The 17,499-nt window shown below is 56.7% G+C and carries 13 protein-coding genes and 1 pseudogene; 4 read left to right on the top strand and 10 right to left on the bottom strand.

All coding sequences use genetic code 11. The annotated features are described in order from the left end of the window. Window positions 1-30: 30 nt before the first annotated feature. The 5 genes and pseudogenes from AB3Y40_RS19815 to AB3Y40_RS19795 form a co-directional block, all read right to left on the bottom strand. A pseudogene (locus AB3Y40_RS19815) lies at window positions 31-427 on the bottom strand (integrase core domain-containing protein); the annotation flags it as partial. A gap of 186 nt (window positions 428-613) precedes the next feature. Further along, window positions 614-1,651, bottom strand: a complete 1,038-nt coding sequence (locus AB3Y40_RS19810; protein ID WP_369440624.1) for a glycosyltransferase family 4 protein — start codon at window positions 1,649-1,651, stop codon at window positions 614-616. Then, on the bottom strand, window positions 1,648-2,628 hold the full coding sequence (locus tag AB3Y40_RS19805) for a glycosyltransferase family 2 protein (RefSeq protein WP_369440623.1): 981 nt from the start codon (window positions 2,626-2,628) through the stop codon (window positions 1,648-1,650). Before AB3Y40_RS19805 ends, AB3Y40_RS19810 begins: the two co-directional genes overlap by 4 nt. A 17-nt stretch (window positions 2,629-2,645) precedes the next feature. Beyond that, complete coding sequence (locus AB3Y40_RS19800) at window positions 2,646-3,569, bottom strand: glycosyltransferase family 2 protein (protein ID WP_369440622.1); 924 nt, start codon at window positions 3,567-3,569, stop codon at window positions 2,646-2,648. Between the two features lie 3 nt (window positions 3,570-3,572). Further along, the gene (locus AB3Y40_RS19795; RefSeq protein ID WP_459554015.1) at window positions 3,573-4,808 is read right to left on the bottom strand and encodes an oligosaccharide flippase family protein; all 1,236 of its coding nucleotides are present in this window, start codon (window positions 4,806-4,808) and stop codon (window positions 3,573-3,575) included. Between the two features lie 194 nt (window positions 4,809-5,002). Here AB3Y40_RS19795 and AB3Y40_RS19790 point away from each other — a divergent pair, with 194 nt between their 5' ends. Continuing rightward, window positions 5,003-6,211: a polysaccharide biosynthesis/export family protein gene (locus tag AB3Y40_RS19790; protein ID WP_369440621.1), complete on the top strand. Its 1,209-nt coding sequence runs from the start codon at window positions 5,003-5,005 to the stop codon at window positions 6,209-6,211. On the opposite strand, the gene AB3Y40_RS19785 is transcribed toward AB3Y40_RS19790, so the two are convergent. From AB3Y40_RS19785 to AB3Y40_RS19770, 4 genes are all read right to left on the bottom strand, one after another. Next, a complete protein-coding gene (locus AB3Y40_RS19785; RefSeq protein WP_369440620.1) occupies window positions 6,208-8,298 on the bottom strand; it encodes a PAS domain-containing hybrid sensor histidine kinase/response regulator in 2,091 nt (696 codons plus the stop codon). The genes AB3Y40_RS19790 and AB3Y40_RS19785 overlap by 4 nt on opposite strands. A 450-nt stretch (window positions 8,299-8,748) precedes the next feature. Next, window positions 8,749-9,264: a putative pterin-binding protein gene (locus tag AB3Y40_RS19780; RefSeq protein ID WP_369440619.1), complete on the bottom strand. Its 516-nt coding sequence runs from the start codon at window positions 9,262-9,264 to the stop codon at window positions 8,749-8,751. Between the two features lie 99 nt (window positions 9,265-9,363). Further along, entirely contained in the window at window positions 9,364-10,251 is an 888-nt protein-coding gene (locus AB3Y40_RS19775) for a UTP--glucose-1-phosphate uridylyltransferase (RefSeq protein WP_369440618.1), read from the bottom strand. 45 nt (window positions 10,252-10,296) lie between these two features. Continuing rightward, the gene (locus AB3Y40_RS19770; RefSeq protein ID WP_369440617.1) at window positions 10,297-11,682 is read right to left on the bottom strand and encodes a WecB/TagA/CpsF family glycosyltransferase; all 1,386 of its coding nucleotides are present in this window, start codon (window positions 11,680-11,682) and stop codon (window positions 10,297-10,299) included. 249 nt (window positions 11,683-11,931) lie between these two features. On the opposite strand from AB3Y40_RS19770, the gene AB3Y40_RS19765 reads away from it, so the two are divergent. The 3 genes from AB3Y40_RS19765 (at window position 11,932) to AB3Y40_RS19755 (ending at window position 15,395) form a co-directional block, all read left to right on the top strand. Next, window positions 11,932-12,546: a LuxR C-terminal-related transcriptional regulator gene (locus AB3Y40_RS19765; protein ID WP_369440616.1), complete on the top strand. Its 615-nt coding sequence runs from the start codon at window positions 11,932-11,934 to the stop codon at window positions 12,544-12,546. Window positions 12,547-12,657: 111 nt separating this feature from the next. Further along, the gene (locus AB3Y40_RS19760; protein ID WP_369440615.1) at window positions 12,658-14,103 is read left to right on the top strand and encodes a GumC family protein; all 1,446 of its coding nucleotides are present in this window, start codon (window positions 12,658-12,660) and stop codon (window positions 14,101-14,103) included. Then, entirely contained in the window at window positions 14,103-15,395 is a 1,293-nt protein-coding gene (locus AB3Y40_RS19755; RefSeq protein WP_369440614.1) for an O-antigen ligase domain-containing protein, read from the top strand. The genes AB3Y40_RS19760 and AB3Y40_RS19755 overlap by 1 nt, the downstream gene beginning before the upstream one ends. Before the next feature lie 102 nt (window positions 15,396-15,497). Here the strand turns inward: AB3Y40_RS19755 and AB3Y40_RS19750 are convergent, their stop codons facing one another. Continuing rightward, the gene (locus AB3Y40_RS19750; protein WP_369440688.1) at window positions 15,498-17,492 is read right to left on the bottom strand and encodes a type IV secretory system conjugative DNA transfer family protein; all 1,995 of its coding nucleotides are present in this window, start codon (window positions 17,490-17,492) and stop codon (window positions 15,498-15,500) included. Between the last annotated feature and the right edge of the window lie 7 nt (window positions 17,493-17,499).

Below are 17,499 nucleotides of genomic sequence, written 5' to 3'. Positions count from 1 at the left end.
ATTGTGACCTGCCCCCCGAGGCTCCCTCATTCAAAACGAGAGTCTGCGGGTCTGGTTTTCATATTCTTTGTTGTCAGTTTGGGCAAGCGCGGCGGGCGCGGAGCCCTCAAATTGTTCAAGCGCTCGGCGCGCTTCTGCGGGTGTTTTGTTGTCGAGCGACGAGTGCGGGCTTGACGTTGTTGTAATCGTATCGCCATAGGGCGAGTTTGCGTCTTGCATCGTCTAGGCTGTCGAACATCTCCTCGTTCAAGAGTTCGTCGCGCAAGCTACCGTTGAAGCTTTCGATGAAGGCGTTCTGCTGGGGCTTGCCAGGATCGATGCAATGCCACTCAACGCCGTTTTCGTTGGCCCATTTCAGGATCGCGCGACTGGTGAACTCCGTCCTGTTGTCACTGACAATGCTAGCCGGTTTGCCATAGAACCGGATACCACTCGGCGCTCCGACTGGGTGGCACCAATCTGATGGAACCCAATGATCGACCGCATGGCGAAGGAATGGCAGGGGTCAAGGATCAATGTGGAGATGTTTGGTGAATAGCCTCACTAAACCTTGATTGACGGCCCAAAGCCGGTTCGCGGCAATCATGGGGGGCATGCCGAGGGACTGAGAGCGTCATGTCCGACCCGCCATGAGACCTTTGTCACCAGATTCGCTGGTCCAAAAATGCGAGTTGGCACAAAGCAGTTGGCGCCATTTTAGAAAGAATGTTTCTTCGAGGATAATGGATTTCGCGTTCAATTCGTTGAGTGGGCTACCTGCCCGCGACCGAACTTGCAGGATCTTGCACGCTATACAATTCTTTGAATACTGCTCAAGAAACTCAGCGCCGAGCGGTTCATGGTCCTGCAATCCGTCAACATTCGAGCAGATCAACAATTTACCGGCACTGATCGCTTCGATGGCGACCAAGCCGTAAGCTTCCCAGCGCGAAGGCATTACAACGGCGTCAATATTGGCGAACGCTTCGGTGGGTGAGGCCGCAAAGCCTTTGAAGACGATCCTTTGATCGCCTGCAGCGAGCTGACGGAGATTTTCTTCCTCTTCGCCTTCCCCAAAAATGTGAAGTTCGATGTCACGCGCCTCGCATGTCTTGAATGCCGCAATCAACGCATCAAAACCTTTTTGACGATCAAGCCGACCAATGGCACCAAATATCCGGACAGGACCGTCCGTGGCCGGGATTGAGCGGAACGGAGCAAGGTCGACGCAGGACTGGATTGTCGAAACCTTACTTCTGGCGCACAGGTTCTTTGCTGAAAACCAATCTGCCTGCGCGTAGCTCACGCTCACAATTTGGTCGAACAAGGAAAAGCCGGTGCGGAGCAGTGTCAGGAACCGGCGCTGATGGGTCACGTTATGGGCCACAAATCCTTCAGTGTAGCTATGTTCGACATGGATCATTGGCTTCCCGGCATTCGACGCCCGAAGTAAAATGAGCGCCGGCAGGTTTCGCCAGGAAAACGTCAGATGTGATACGATGACATCTGCCTCGTAGCGCGTAGCGTTAAGTTTGCCTCGCGATGCAACCTGACGTTCGTGCTGGATCTCGGTCTGCCTGCCATTGCCGGACAAAATGAAATCGACAACCCGCGTGATGCCCCCGGCAGTCGTGTCATCAACAAGGTGGACGACTTTCATCGGACGCGTCATGACTTCGCTCCCTTGGCCACCAGGAAGGGACGCAGAGCATTTGGCCCAACAAGTCTTAGTGCCCCCGCCGCCACCGCAGTCTGGATTGTTTTTATCGGTTCTTCGAAAACCGGGCGAAACGACTGGTGCAGGGATTGCAGCGTAAGATTCCAAGCCCGTACACCGTCAAAATCACTCACTGCCCGGCGCGCAAGATAGCGATACTGATATGACCGTGCTGCTGTCTCATGTTCGTCAAAGAAGGTCGGGTTAATCGGCCGCAGCTTTGAGACCATGTTCTCCCACGATGCAAGTTGACGGTCCGTATCAGCCGAGAGTCCAGAGGCATTGATGCGATAGTTTGTGAGGTGGCCGTCAACCCCTTCGAAGCACCAGTCCGTGGTCAACGCTATGCGTAGCCAACACTCGATGTCTTCTGACTGACGAAATGTCTCATCGAAATACCAATCACGTTCGGTTTCGAATGATGGCCGGTAGGCGATGGCATCAAACACTGCGCGGCGCATCACCGGTGCCGAACCGTTGCCGATCGGATTGCGCTTGAAAATGTGTTCGGGCCGGATATCCCGCAACCGCGGCGATTGATGTCGCCCAAGTTGGATACTTCCTTCATCCATTATCGCCGAACCGGCATAGCTGATCCCAATATCAGGGTTTGCGTGCAAATGCCGGACATGGGTTTCGAGCTTCTCAGGTTCCCAGGTGTCGTCAGCATCGCAAAATGCGATCAGCCCACCTCGGGCGGCCGCGATGCCGGAATTGCGGGCGCCGGCCAAACCGCGGTTGCGTTGGGAAATCAGCTTGACGCGATCATCGCTCTGGAAGCTGTGAGCAATGCGTGCTGTCTCATCCGTCGAACCGTCATCTACGACAAGAACTTCAAAGTCTGAGAAAGATTGCGCAAGCAACGCGCCGAGCGTTTCCGGCAGGGTGCTGGCAACATCGTAAGCAGGCACAATTATGGAAACATATGGCATAGTATTGATCCTTTGACTCAGCGTGAAAACAGAGTTCGGCAAACAGGTGTAGGAAGAACAAACGCACATAATGCGCCGATCAACGTCAAAGCTCCGCGCTTGGGTGAGGCGAAAAAGCCGCTTGGGCATATGGCAAGTCCAGACAACGCAAAACGCAACGCCAGTGTGCGGCCCTGGCCGAGGCGCAAGGCGCGACGGGCAAGGTAACGCTGATAGACGGCGTTTGATGCAGCATCTGGTTCGAAACCAAACGATGCTGCGGTCTCAAGAACAGCCTTGCGACCAACTTCCATCGCCTTCAGGTCTGATGAAAGGCCATAAGGGCTGGCGCGATAAAACGTCTGAGTAGTCGGAAGCCCAACGACGTTTGCGCCTTGCCCCACGAGCCGAACCAGCCATTCCAAGTCCTCGTTGTGAACCAGCGTTTCATCAAATCCGCCTGATCTTTCAAAAATCGCACGACGGATGGACAGGTTCGACATCGTGCAAACTGGGTTTTCGCTCAGCAACATCGGAATGTGCAACGGCTTGGACGGAACGGTCGACGTGGCGGTCACTGCTGAAGGTCGATCACGAAAAAAGGCTACTTTGCCAAATGCGGCATCGACAAAAAGATCCGAAAATTCTGCATTCAGTTCGGCCAGCTTGCTTGGTGACCAAAGGTCGTCAGCGTCGCAGAATGCAATGATCTCACCCTTTGCCAGCGTCAGAGCGCCATGATTGCGCGCCGCACTTGGGCCTTTGCTTGTATTGTGGGTCAAAATGATACGCGGGTCCGCATCTCGGGCGGCGGCGATAATTCGGGTCGTTGCATCGGTTGACCCATCATCAACGCAAACCGCTTCCCAGTTTGTGACGGTTTGGGCCTGGAGGCTGCACAACGTTTCCAAGATCGTCTCAGCTGCATTGAAACATGGGATAATGATTGAAAAGCTTGTCATGGTTTAAGCCTTTGTACTGCGCATGAGGAATGCGGGTCTGATTGCGGGGATGGATGCTCCGATAAAGATTATTGTGGCCGTGACCGCGTAACCGGTCGCAACGAACGTCAGGCCCATCGGCGCGAGGAGATAGGTGTTCAAGATGATGCCACCCGCCAGTCCGATCGTGACCCAAAGCTCGATATCGGGTCGATTGTTGGCACGAAGCCAACCGGCGGCGGCGGTCCAGATCGTTGTTGGAATTGCAACAAGGCAGAGGATCGAGACGATGTGAGCAATCCCGGCCCAGTCCGGGCCCAATAGCAAAGGGACATAGATTGGGGCCAGAAGGGCCTGAAGCACAACGATCGGGCTGATGGCTGCGACGCCTGCCACAAGGCTGTTGCGCAGCGCAGCAATCTGGTCCGCTGTCTGAGTCAGATGGGGGAACAAAACGGTAGAAAAGGCGACAGTGAATGAGTTCGACAAGCTCAGCCCAGCATTGAAAGCCATGAAGTACAGCCCCAATGCTTCGGCCCCCATGGTGACACCAACGATCATCTTGTCCGCTTGAAGACGCAGCGCCTTGACCAGCTCGACACCGAGAACAGCCCAGCCAAACTGAACAAACGGACGCAGCGGTGCCAAACCGGCATTGCGGTCACGGCTCCATGGCTGAAGTCGGCGGACCGCGATCAGCCAGATCGGCGCCGACAGCACCCGCGGCAGGATCATTGCGATGGCGGAAGGCCAGACAAACACCAAGACGATCGAGATCAGGTTCGCCCCCACGACCTGGGCGCCCGCAATCGAAGCCGTCTGCTTGAGCTTACCGGAGCGCATGGCCAGAGCGACATTCACAAGGCCTGCCGGCATAAAGAGGTATTCAGCACCTAAGAGCAGGATCAATACCGCCAAGGTCATGCTGCCACCTGCCCAGAGGTATCCGGCTGCTATCAAGGCCTGAACGATGAAGAGCCCAACACACCATGCCCAAAAAATACGATGCGAGGTTGCGCATGTTGCTGCCAGATCACGGTCTTTGGCTGCGATAATCCGCTGCCCGACACCGTTCTCAGTCAGCGCCTTAAGAATGTCACCGGCCGCAATGGCGGTGGCTGCAATACCGATTTCTTTGAGGTCAAGCGTACGCGCGACTGCAACAACGACCAGTAGCCTCGATGCCTTAGCTGCAACCTCGGACGCGCCATAGGCCATCAGGTTCGCAATCAACGCTTTAGAGTTCGATGTGGTTTGCACGAGGCCAGTTCCAATCTTGTTGCGAGGATTGGTCTAACAACCTATGACGCCCCGCGTCTCGGACGCCTTGGGTCAGGTGTCTTGCGCAAATGGGCAACAACCTATCCGTTGGGATAGGCATCAGCACCTTTGACCCATGGACCGACGTCGGTGGTTCCCCTAGTGTCTCATTTGACAAGGAATGCGAGGCAAAAGTGGCATTCAAGACAAACGCGAAGACAGCGCTACTACCGCTTGTGGTTGTGGCGGCCTGCAACAGCTATGACCCGCCAGACAATATTGAGGGCGTCTCGGTCGGTGATGCCTATCAGGCACAATATCGCGAACCGACAGTCACGCGCGCGGACGCCAAGAATCTGCGTTCTGTTGCTCTGAATGCGTCTAAATGCTTACCTCTTGGCGGCGCGACAGGCAAAGGCAGTGCGATCGCTGCATCCGCGTTGCAAGGTGAGCGTTTGACCCGAAACGATCTTGTCGATGTCCGTGTTGGCGACGACGAAACCTTTAACGGCAGCTATGTGATTTCGCGCGACGGCACACTCAAGCTGCCGTTCCTTAGTCCGGTCCGCGCGCAGGGTCGCAGCACAAACCAGATCGAAGCGGACATTGAGCAGCAATTGCTGTCCAACGACTTCTACGCAGAACCGCCAAGGATTTCGGTCCGTGCAGCCGATTTTGCATCCGTGACCGTGGGTGTATCTGGCGCAGTTTTCGAACCGCGGGCCGTCGAAATCGGAGGCGTGCCCGGCGACAGTGTCGACGGACGCCGACAGGATGCATTGGGCGCATCAACTGAGGCACGCAACTTGTCTGCAGCACTCAGGGCCGCTGGTGGTGTCCGGCCAGATGCCGACATTTCTGCTGTCGAAGTCCGGCGCAACGGTCTGGTTTATCGTCTGGACATGCAGGGCGTTTTTGAGGGTCAGAATGCCGTCGACATAATGCTGCTCACGGGTGATGAGGTCTCGGTCCCAAGCCGTCAATGTTTTCAGGAAGACCTGATGCGGCCCAGTCCGATCAGCCCGCCGGGGGTTAGTTTGTTCTTGTCGAACCTTACACAACCGGCAACCGACAACGCCTCGTCCGCGATTGGCCAAACAGTTCGCGAGGTGCCTTATGGCACCCGCTACATGCAGGCTGTGATAGACTCCAACTGTGTCGGTGGTCCGCGCAGCACAAGTGCTGACCGTTCTTCTGTCCTGTTTTCACGCAACCCTGTCACCGGAATGTCGGCGGTTATTGAGCGCGACATTGAAGATCTGCTCCGCCGTGCAGACCGCGATGACTATGACCCCTATTTGCTGCCAGGCGATGCGCTTGCCTGTTATGACAGTACAGTCACGAATATTACTGAAATTGGGCGTGTTTTGGGTGTGATCGGTGCGGTAACGTTTTTGCGTTAAGACATCGCTGATTTCGAGGTCCGCCACAGGTTAGGCAACTCGTCAATAAGGTTCAAGACATTGCTGTCTTCACCGGCCTTGGCCGCGGCTTCGATATTTTTGAGATGCTCTCGCAGCGCAACAGCCCCGAAGACGGCGGCACTGCCAGCCACTTTGTGAGCGCGGCTTGCTATATCGGAACGGTCAGGCCTTTCGGCGGTTTCCAACCAGTCGATCAAGTCATCTACCTCACCCGCAAGCCGGGTCAAGAGCTTGCCATAAGCCTCTTCCCCGAGCGCGTCTTTGGTTTCGAAGGCGTGTTTGGCATCGACGATGATCACGCCATCGATTGGCGTCTGCCGATGTCCCGACTGCAAAACCTGCCGCAGCGCGGCCTTGGTCAGCGGTTTTGTCAGTATTCCGTCCATGCCGTCAGCGATGAAATCTTCCTGCTCTTCGGCCATCGCATTTGCGGTCAGTGCGACAATTCTGGATTTCGCAGACTGACCATTTCCCTCGCGGATCGAGCGGGTCGCTGTGCGCCCATCCATGATCGGCATACTGATATCCATCAGGATCAAATCATACTTGGTTACATGGGCCAGATGGACACCCTGCTGCCCATCGTGCGCTTCAGTGACTTTGTGACCATCCAGCTCGAGCATCTCCCGCGCGACAACACGGTTGATTTCGTTGTCTTCGACCAACAGCACATTCAGTTGACCCATCACTTCAGTGGTAACGTTGTCCTGACTGGGCTCTTTGCCAGGGTCGGCCAGCGTGACAGGCAAATCGACAAAAAAGTTGCTGCCCTCCCCCTCGCGGCTCTCTAGCCAAATCTTGCCGTTCAAAGCGCTTACAAATCGCTTGGCAATGCTTAGGCCAAGCCCCGTGCCGCCCACATCACGATCGTAGGCAGTGTTGCCGGTCACGAAATCATCAAAAATTCGATCTGCCAACTCGGGTGAGATGCCTGGTCCTGTGTCCGAGATTTCAAAGGTGATGGAATGGCCGTCGTCTGCCCGATGACTATGCGCGGTCAAGGAAACCTTACCACGCTTGGTGAACTTGACCGCGTTGCCGATCAGATTCATCAGGACATGCTGCAAACGGTCATGATCAGACTTGATCCAATTCAACGGATCGCCTTCCCAGCCCCAGTCCAGCGTGGTTTCGTTGGCCGCCGCCATGCTGGATTGACTGTCTATGATATCCTGCAGCAACGCCGAAACATTGACCGGCTCTGAACGCGTATTCAGTTTGCCGGCGTCATATCGTGTAATGTCCAGAACGTCGGAAATATGGCTCATCAGTAGCCGTCCAGACGTTTCCATATTGCGCATGTAGCGGTTTTGCGCCGAGTTCAGCTTAGTATCGCGCAAAAGATCCATATTCCCAAGTAGCCCATTGAGAGGCGTGCGGATTTCATGGCTCATGGTCGCAAGAAAATCTGTCTTTAGCTTCTCCCCCGCCAACGCCTTGTCGCGCGCGGCAACCAGTTCTTCCTGTGCCGCGACGCGTTTGGAGATGTCGCGCAGGAACGCAATGAACATCTCGCCCTCGTCTGTTACAGCGGACTGAATCGCGAGCTCGACGGGAAAGTGTTCTCCGTTTGCGCGTTTGGCTTCAAGTGTGACGCGACCTTTGCCAACAACCCGCTTTTGGCCACCCTGCCGCATCCGCTCCATGCCTGCATCATGGGCGTCCCGCAGATGGTCAGGCACAATGACATCACCGATTTCTTTGCCGAGGACATCCTCATGGTTGTGGCCGAATATCGCTTCGGCGGCAGGGCTGAATTCAATGATTTTGCCCTCTTCATTGCTGACAATGACGCCATCCAGGGACGTGCCGATGACCGTGTTCATACGGTCCGCTGTCAGCTTTTGTTCGCGTTCTCGTACGACCGCGCGATTATTCATGCGATTGAGGTAATACACCAAAAAGGCCAACGCCCCAATAAGACTGGCCAAAACCGTGGCAAGTTGAGTCATGGTTCTGGCGACGGCCAGGCGTTGATTGTCGGCCGTGATCGCGAACTGCTCCAATCCGGAATTGGCCAGTCGCCGGACCACCGGCCGTATCTCCGCCGACATGGCCTCGAGCATTGGCAATTGGTTCAGGAAATCCGCGTCATCTGTGTCGATAATCTCGACACTCTCATCCAGAAAGTCCCTGATTTGATCAAGCTGTCGGGTAAAGGTTTCATTGGTCCGCAAGTTCTCGAAGACGGTCGCACGCCCAACAGTATCAATGCGGCTATAGAATACATCGAATTTGCGTCGAATGTCATTCAGATCAGGCACTGGCGCAGATGCACGTGTTGAAAACACAAGGAATTCAACTTCGGTCTGCGACAACGCCCACTGAACATTGTCAGAACTTGCCGAACCCAAGAGCCGTATTTCACGCGAGACATTATAGGTCAGAAGCACGATTGCTGCCAAAGCCACAAAACCAGCCAGTACCGCGACCGCACGACTGGTTTTGGCTCGCTCGTGAGTGGTGACTGACAAATTAGAAACCTCAGGGCCAGTATTGGGGGCTGCCCCAGTGGGTTACTTTACGACTTCAATTCTGTCGAGTTGCCAGATGCTGCGAGAAAAGATGACCTCAGAGCGATAGTCCGCGCTGCTGTCATATGGGTAGATGATCCAAAGCGGACCCTTATCGCGGACGGACATCTCTTCGCCATCCATAAAGTAGGCGATGATTGGCCCGCCTTCGACAGCGTCGCTGACCGGTATCTCGACCGTGTAGTCATTGATCGCTGCGGCAAGAAACGTGCCTGCCTCAGCACCGACGAGATCTGCGAAAACATGCAGCGAAACACCTTCAAACGTGTGCACGCCGTCGGTCCAGATCGTTTCAGTTTCAAACGCAGTGCTGTCCATTTCCGTGAGTGCGGCTAGATCAAACTGAAGCGTCTCATCAACATTTGTCACGCTGATTTCGCCGCCAGCCGTCAAAAGCACTTCGCCTTCAGGCGCCTGGATGTCCTGTGCGATGGCCGAAGTCGCCAGCCCAATTGCAAAAATCAGGTTCAACCCCACAGACTTGAAAGACGTAAACATTGAAAGCTCCTTAGTTGTTGCAGGCTGAGTGACAGAACGTGCGGCGAATTGCATTTGGGCATCAGGATAGGGACCTATCCTTTCGGATAGGTTTGCAGATTATGCCGAAAAATAGTGTCTGTCAGAACGGCTTCCCACAAAAGCGGCGAAGTCACCAACCAGGTCCGCACGGGCCAAGGCGAATGCAGCTGTCGCTTGGACAAATCCCTGCACCGAGCCACAATCAAACCGCTCACCTACAAAACGATACCCTGTCACCCCTGCCGCATCGACATCGGCATTGATCGCGTCGGTCAACTGCAACTCGCCACCTGCGCCCGGATCCAAAGTGTCCAACCGGTCAAAGATTGACGGACTCAGAATATACCGGCCAACCACCGCTTTGGTCGACGGCGCAGCGTTTGGTGCCGGCTTCTCGACTATGCCCTTGGCATGAGACAAGCGCCCAAATTCATTTGCGACATCTAGAACCCCGTAAGACTGCGTTGCCTTGCGCGGGACATCCATCGTCGCCACCATATGACCGCCGACCTTCGCATGGGCCTTCACCATCTGCGTGAGGGCACCTGTTTCACTGGCGATGACATCATCCGGCAGCAACACGGCAAAGGGTTCGTTTCCGATCAGACCTTTGGCATGCCGAACCGCGTGGCCAAGCCCCAAGGGTTGCGCTTGGCGAAGGATCGTGAGCGCACCTTCAGGCATTCGGGTACATTCCAAAGCGGCCAAGGCGTCGGACTTTCCCTTTGCCACAAGCTGGTGCTCCAGCGCGGCTGCCGTATCGAAGTAGTCCTCCAATGCTCCTTTGCCTGCTGCAGAAACAAAGATGAATTCTTCAATGCCGGCCTCTCGTGCCTCGTCGACTGCATATTGGATCAGCGGACGATCAACCAGAGTGAGCATTTCTTTGGGAACTGACTTCGTGGCTGGCAGAAAACGGGTCCCCATACCTGCGACGGGAAAGACGGCTTTGCGAACATGTGTCATTGAAAAGATCCTTGCTTGTGTGATTGATGTGGAGGAAGAGCGAATTCAGTGCGCACCACGGCCCGAGATGACAGCTCGAAACGTCAGAGCAATTACGATGAGGTCAAGCATCACGGTCCGGGAACCGGCATAGGCGAGGTCCATGTCGATCATCCGGTCAAAGCTGGTGTTTGCGCGACCCGAGACCTGCCAGACCCCCGTGATCCCCGGCTTGACGGCCAGCCGACCATAAGCTCGCGCCGGATAGGCCTGCACCTCGGATGGCAAGGCGGGGCGCGGCCCGACAATTGACATTTCACCCTTGAGAACGTTCAGCACTTGCGGCAATTCGTCGATCGACGTGCGGCGGATGAAGCGACCGACACGTGTGATCCGTGGGTCGTCTTTTGATTTGAAGCAGACACCTTCGCGATCAGATGTTTCGAGCAAACCACCGCGCAGTTCTTCGGCGTTTTGAACCATCGAACGGAACTTGATCATCGTGAACGGGATACCGTCTTTACCGATCCGCGTCTGCTTGAAGAGCACCGGCCCCTTGCTTTCGGACTTCACGGCAATTGCGGTGGCAGCAAGGACAGGCGCCAACAGAACGAGTGCAGATGTTGCAATAGTCACATCCAGGATGCGGCGCGCGATCGACGCGCCTGATGCCTGACGGGCCGTCGCTGCGGCTGCGCGTACGAGGAAGGTGAAGTTGCCTGACAGATACCGCTTGGCCATGCGGCGAGGCTCCATCGCCAGGCGCCAAACCCATTCGGACTTGGCACGACGCACCCACTTGGGTGCCCGCGCTACGTTACCAGCGAAAAAGTCGAACGCAGCGCCCACACCCATTGTTAGATCGGCATTCAGATATGCCGCATTCTGGTGCACCCATTTTTCCTGCATCGGCACACCAAGGGCGACCAAGACGATATCAGCGCCGCTGGCATTGATATCGGCAATGACCTCTGCAGTATCGGCGGCGCCTGCGAAACCATCGCGGGTGCCTGCAATCCGCAAGCCGGGCGTCTTTGCAATCAGGTTCAAGGCTGCCTTTTCGGCCGTGCCTAGCGTTCCACCATACAAGAAGACCGATTTGCCTTGGTCTGCGGCCTCTCTCAGTAGCAGTGGGATCAAATCCGTGCCGTTGAGGTTTGCAGTCAGCTTTTTGCCGGACATCTTGGCAGCCATTTCGACACCAATGCCGTCAGGCAGCAGAACGTCAGCTCGACGAACCGCCGCTTTGTACTGGCGGTCCTGGTGCAGAATGTTGCAGCAGTGCGCGTTCATGAAAAAGGCCATGCGGCGGCCAGGTGTGAGGAGCGCGCGGATGGCATCGACTTGCGAACAATCTGCGAGCGAAAGGCCGAGAGCCGGAAGAAACGTTGTCTTAAGGATTGTCGCGTCTGATGCGGTGTCGAAGTCGAAGTCGAAGGTTGCGTGTTTCATTTTGCGATCCTGTGTTCGTGTTCAGTTGCTATTCTGATCAACGAAAACAGGGGGTTGGCTCAACGGAGCGGGCGGGCAGGTTAGTGGGTCAAATGGCGCGAGAACTGCCCAACAGATCACGCCGCATGGTTCCGCAGGATGGCGGCCCTATCCGAAAGTGGGACAATGCCACCCGGATTTCCCGTGTCTTTGGCCTTTGATTGACCTTAGTCACACAATAAGGTGCAAGAAAGTCGCATTGGACACGCTATGAGAGTATTAATCGCTGACGATCACGACCTGCTACGTGACACCCTTGTCATGTTCCTTGAGGGCGAGGGGCGAATGGAGACCGCTGCGGTTGGAAATTTCGCTGATGCATGCGTACGCATTGAAGAAGATGAGCGCTATGATCTCATCCTTCTCGATTACAACATGCCTGGGATGAACGGGCTTGATGGGTTGAAGACCGCCATTGCAATGGGGGAAGGGCAACGCGTCGCCCTGATTTCCGGAGAGGCGACGAAGCAGATCGCGGAAAGCGCGCTTGAGGCTGGAGCAGCGGGATTTGTGCCTAAATCCCTGCCAGCAAAATCCTTGGTGAATGCAGTCAAGTTTATGGCCATGGGAGAGCAATACGCGCCGCTCGATTTCATGACCGCCGTCGAAGAAGAGCCAACGAATGCTTTGGCTGAGAAGCTGACTGAGAGAGAACGCCAGGTTCTCAAGGGATTGACCGAAGGCAAGTCCAACAAGGAAATTGCACGCGACCTGGATATTCAGGAACCGACGGTCAAACTCCACGTCAAAACGCTCTACCGCAAAGTGGGTGCTGCAAACCGTACGCAGGCTGCAATGATCGCGCGAGAAGCCGGACTTTATTAAGGTTCTATCCTTTTGGTTAGGTCTATAGCCAAACGATACCGGTACCACTCCGACCGCGCAGATGAATTCGCTAAGATTTCAAGGCTAGAACATCGGCAAAGGAGACCGCCGATGACTTTGCAACCTACAATGCCATTTGTCGCTGAAGATGCACCTTCACCCCAAAAAGGTGGACGTATCCGCCGCGCACTGGTTGGTGGACGGCTTAGCGATTTTGGGCGACTCCCGCGGTATCTTGCTTTTGCCATCCTGGGCGGCACGCTGATCTGGGCACCGATCACCGGTTACCTCAAGACGGCCCCATTGTCGTACAAATCGACAACCTCGCTGATCCTGCCAGGATCAGGTGCCTCGGCCTCCCTCAACCTCAACGGCATTGGTCAGGCCTCTTCCTACGCAAATTCCGCCTTTGCCAACAATGCCGTTAGCCCGACCGAGACTTATAAACGCTTGTTGGGCGCAGATCGTATTCTCAGTGAGGCCGCCGACGACCTTGGAGTTTCGCGCGCAGAAATGGGCCGCCCTCGCGTCGAACTGGTGGATCAGACAAGCCTGATCCATATCGAAATGACAGGTCGCAGCCCCGAAGAGGCCCAACAACGCGGCGAAGCCATCCTAGCTGCCTTTTTTGCAGAGCTTGACGCGTTGCGCGCGGATGAGGTCAGCACACGTGAAGACAGCGGTCTACAGGCCATTTCCGACTACCGTGCTTCGGTGGGCGGAACTCGGACAGAAATCGCCAACCTGCAAGCTCAGTCAGGCCTGATTTCAGTAGAGCAATACGACGTACTCATGGACCGCAACCTTGCGCTGGAAGCGCGTATTCTGGCCAAGTCGGCCGAACTCAGCGAAACATCCGCATCCGTAAACGCGCTTGCCAACCAACTTGAACTGACGCCCGCGATGGCCGCCGCGACACTCAAACTTTTTGCGGACGGCGCCTACCTCGCCCTGTTGGACGAGATTGCTGACCATGAGGCGGATCTTGCACAGGCTAACTCACAATATGGCGCGCGCCATCCGAAGGTCGAAGAAGCCCGCAAGGCACGCGATGCCGCCGCTTTGGCGGCCAATCAGATGGCCATGGCGGTCACCGGACTTGATGACGATTCGCTTGCTGCCCTCGACCTGGCCCCACAGGGTGCTCGTGCAAACCTGCAGGCCCAACTTGTCCAGATGGAGGCAACACGTCAGGGTGCGGCGCGCGAATTGGCAACACTCAAGGCACAATTCGAAGAAGGCAGCGCCGATCTCGCCCGTTTGGCTGCCGCCGCAGCACAGCTTCAGGATCTCGAACGCGACTTCACCGTCGCCGAGGCTGTCTTTGCCTCTGCGATTGCCAAAGCCCAATCCAGCAAATCAGATGTTTATGCATCTTACCCGCTGGTACAAGTGCTTGAGAATCCGTCGCTTGCTGAAAAACCATCGTCGCCCAATCGCAAACTGGCGATCGCGGCCGGTGGTGCTGCGACTTTCATGCTGTTGATCGGTCTGATGTTGGGTTGGGTGCGACTCGCCGTCATCAGCCGCCTGATGTCCAAGCCTCGCGACGAATGATGACCGACCTCAACCCCGCCGAGGGACTGGTCTATCGGACCCTTGTCCTGACCTGGCCTTTCTACGCGGTTGGCTCTCTCTATGTTGTGGGTCCCGTTCTGGCGTGGGTCCTTGGCGGTCTGGCAGTACTGGTTCTTTATCTCGGCCCGGCCGTCCGCGATGACCTTCGGGCAACAGGCACGATCCCCCCGGTTGTTTGGGCGTGGATCCTCGGCATGTTCGTTATGCTGGTGGCCCTTTGGCTGGGGCACCTTGATTGGGGACTTGGACTCAAGAAGACGATTAAATCCTCAATCGGATGGGCCAAGGGTTGGGCGCTTCTCGCTCTTTTCCCGCTGGCCGGCTCACTTCTTCCCATCAGACGAGAGGTGCTTGTCCGCGCACAATGTGTCGTCGGACTTTGGACCCTGATCATCGCGCCCATGCTCCTCGTTGCGCCCTATGTCGGCCTGCCCGAAAGGATATTCACATCTCCGCTAAAAGCGATCGGTGGCCCCGGCCCCGAATATTTCTCTGTCTTTCTCTTTACTTGGGATCCGGCCAGCTGGACGCCACGGTGGCAGTTCTATGCGCCGTGGTCGCCGTTCGCTGCGCTTCTTGGCGTCGTCATGGTGTTGTTCGCGCTCGAGGAAAAATCCATCAAATGGCGCAGCTTCGGTGTCGCGGCCGGCATGTTGATGATCTTTGCGTCGAAGTCGCGCATGGGTTTGGTTGGCCTCGTCACCTGCACCGTTGGCCCACGTATGATGCCGTTGATCCTGCGCGGTTGGGCCTGGCAGGTCGTCGCGGTTTTGACGGCTTCAATGGCCATCTTTGGCACATCTGTTGTGACGTCAGTTTCACAAGCGATCTCGGCTTTCAAAAGCGCGCGCGCTGACAGCACACGGGTCCGCGCAACTCTACAGCGGATCGCATCCGAACGTTGGGAGAATGAAGCATTCTGGTTTGGTCATGGAACAGTTCAACCCGGCAGCCACGCCGTGGAATATATGCCGATTGGAAGCCATCATACGTGGTTCGGACTGCTGTTCGTGAAAGGGATCGTCGGTCTGATTGCGTTGCTGGTTCCATTTGTTTGGCAAACATGTCTCAGCCTCATTGACTCTGCACGTGGTCCCAGAGGGCATTTGCCGTTGGGGATTGTGATGACTTTCACACTGCTCTCGTTTGGCGAAAACATCGAGATCGAAGCCTACCTGCTTTGGCCAGCGTTGATCGTCCTTGGCATCCATGCCCGCGAACTCGTGTCTGACACAAAACCGGAAGGAACATCTCTGATTAAATCTGACTGATCAAGGGCGAACGGCAGCTCATGGAGCCGAATTGCCTGCCTTGGGCACATGCAGCGAAGGTCCGCTCTCCGCCCACTCGACCGACATACCACCCTCGCCACCCTATCGAGCAACAAGCTTTTGACCACCATCCTCCCGCAGCATCGCTTCCATGTCGTCCAAGCCACCGACGGCGGAGCGCATTTGCGCCTCGCCCACGGCGCTCGCTGTCTCGGCATCCATGACTTGGCCCCCAAAATCCATCTCCATCTGGCGTTGTTCCTCGGCGATCACAGCTTGAACGACGGGCGCGGTTTTCTTTGGAACGACATGCGCTGACGGCTGACCAGCAGCGGCCTGGTGTGCAGCGTCCACTTCGGTGTTGGGTCCGCTTTGCCCGTCCGGTGGCGGTGTCATCGGCATGGCGCGCATACTCAACGGCAGATTGCCTTGCGGCCCCCCTCCCCCCAGCTCCGGGAACGGCAGCTCGCCTGACTGCGCCGCGTGGATCGCCCTGAACAGCCGATCATCGAAGTACTGGATCCGTTTTGCCCGGACAGGCATTTGGGCATCGATGACCATGACGATCTCGTCGAGCGGCAGGCGGCGCGCTTCATCTTCAGGAAGCAAGGAGCTTTCCTCGGTCCGTGTTGATTGGCTGCGCCCCTCGAAGGGATTCTTGCCGATGGATTGGGAGCGCGTGACGACGGTTTTCGTGGTCTTGCCGACCGCCTTGCTCAGCTCCTCGACGGTCTTTTCATCTGAGGGTGTCAGGTAGAGTTTCACGCCCGCATTGCCCTGCAGCGCACGGCGGGTGTTCTCGCCGTAGATTTCATCGAGGGCGGGTATGGTTTGTGTCACTACGGCAAGGTGACCGCGATAGGTCCGCAGGGTCTCGATGCTCTCGACCACGATGGGCATCTTGCCCAAGCGATTGAACTCATCGAGCATGATCATCACCGGCCAGGGCTCATCCGGCCCGGGATCCTTCTCCTGCATGGCCGAGAGAAGATCGGAGAAGAAGAGCCGGATCAGGGGTGCCAGAGGCTTCACCATGAGAGGCTGGACCACAAGATAGACCGAAAAGGGTTTCTTGCGGATCGTGCGGAAGTCAAAGTCCGAGACCGCCGTCGCCTCATCGATGGCCGGGTTCTGCCATTGATCGAGCCCCGAGGTCATCAAGAGCGAGACGTAGGAGGTCAGCGTATCGTTGTTGGTCGAGGCAAGCCGCGTGAAAATCAGCTTTGCTGCCCTGTTGTCGACCTCGTGACCCCGCGCGAAATACTCCTTCTGCTTGTTCCCGCCCGAGGCGGCGATGCGGTAGATCTCGCCCAAGGTCGGGCGCTTGCGCTGGAACGCCAAGAGCCCTGCCGCCACGAAGAGATCGATCCCGCCTTTGAGGAGGCCCTGCACCCGGTCGTTGTCACTCTGCAGGAACAGCGTCGCCAAGAGCTGCAGTTCCATCTGCTGGCGGGCAGGGTCTCTCAGCTCGAAGATACGCAGGAGCGGGTTGTAGCGATGCGTGCGCTTGCCCTCCCAATCGGTAGGGGCAAAGCGATAGACCTTGTCGCCTTGGGCCGCGCGGTGCCGGGCCGTGGCCTCGAAACACTCGCCCTTCACATCGAGCGTCACGGCGGAGCCTTGCCAGGTCAGCAGGTTCGGAATGACAAAGCCCGTGGTCTTGCCACGGCCCGTGGGCGCCACGATCAGCGCATGGGGGAAGACCTTGGAGCAAATGTAATTGGCGCGGGAGCCCGGCGGCCCCAGCTTGCCGAGGATGAACCCGGTCCCTGGCGCCCCGAAGAAGCCATTGGCCTTCATCTCGCGCGCAGACTGCCAATGGGTCTGGCCAAAGCGTGTGAGGGCCGAGCCTGAAAGGGCGAGGCTCAGCATCAGGCCGGCGGCGGCGAAGCTGCCGACGATCAGGTGAATAAGTTGCGCGTCCTCCGGGCGGCGATCGAGGATCGTGATGTAGTTCTGCGCGATATAAGCAAAGTCGATCTCGGCCCCAAACCCAAGATCCTGGTAGGTCAGCACCGCCGAGGCGATGGTATAGCCCATGGCCCCGGTCACCAGCGTCACAAGCAGGACGCCCGTGGCGATCCGCGCTTTTCCCATGGAGGCG

Source organism: Yoonia sp. R2331 (assembly GCF_041103235.1).
GTDB lineage: Bacteria > Pseudomonadota > Alphaproteobacteria > Rhodobacterales > Rhodobacteraceae > CANMYO01.
The sequence above is the reverse complement of the archived record's forward strand: the minus strand, read 5'-3'. Positions and strand labels throughout refer to the sequence as shown.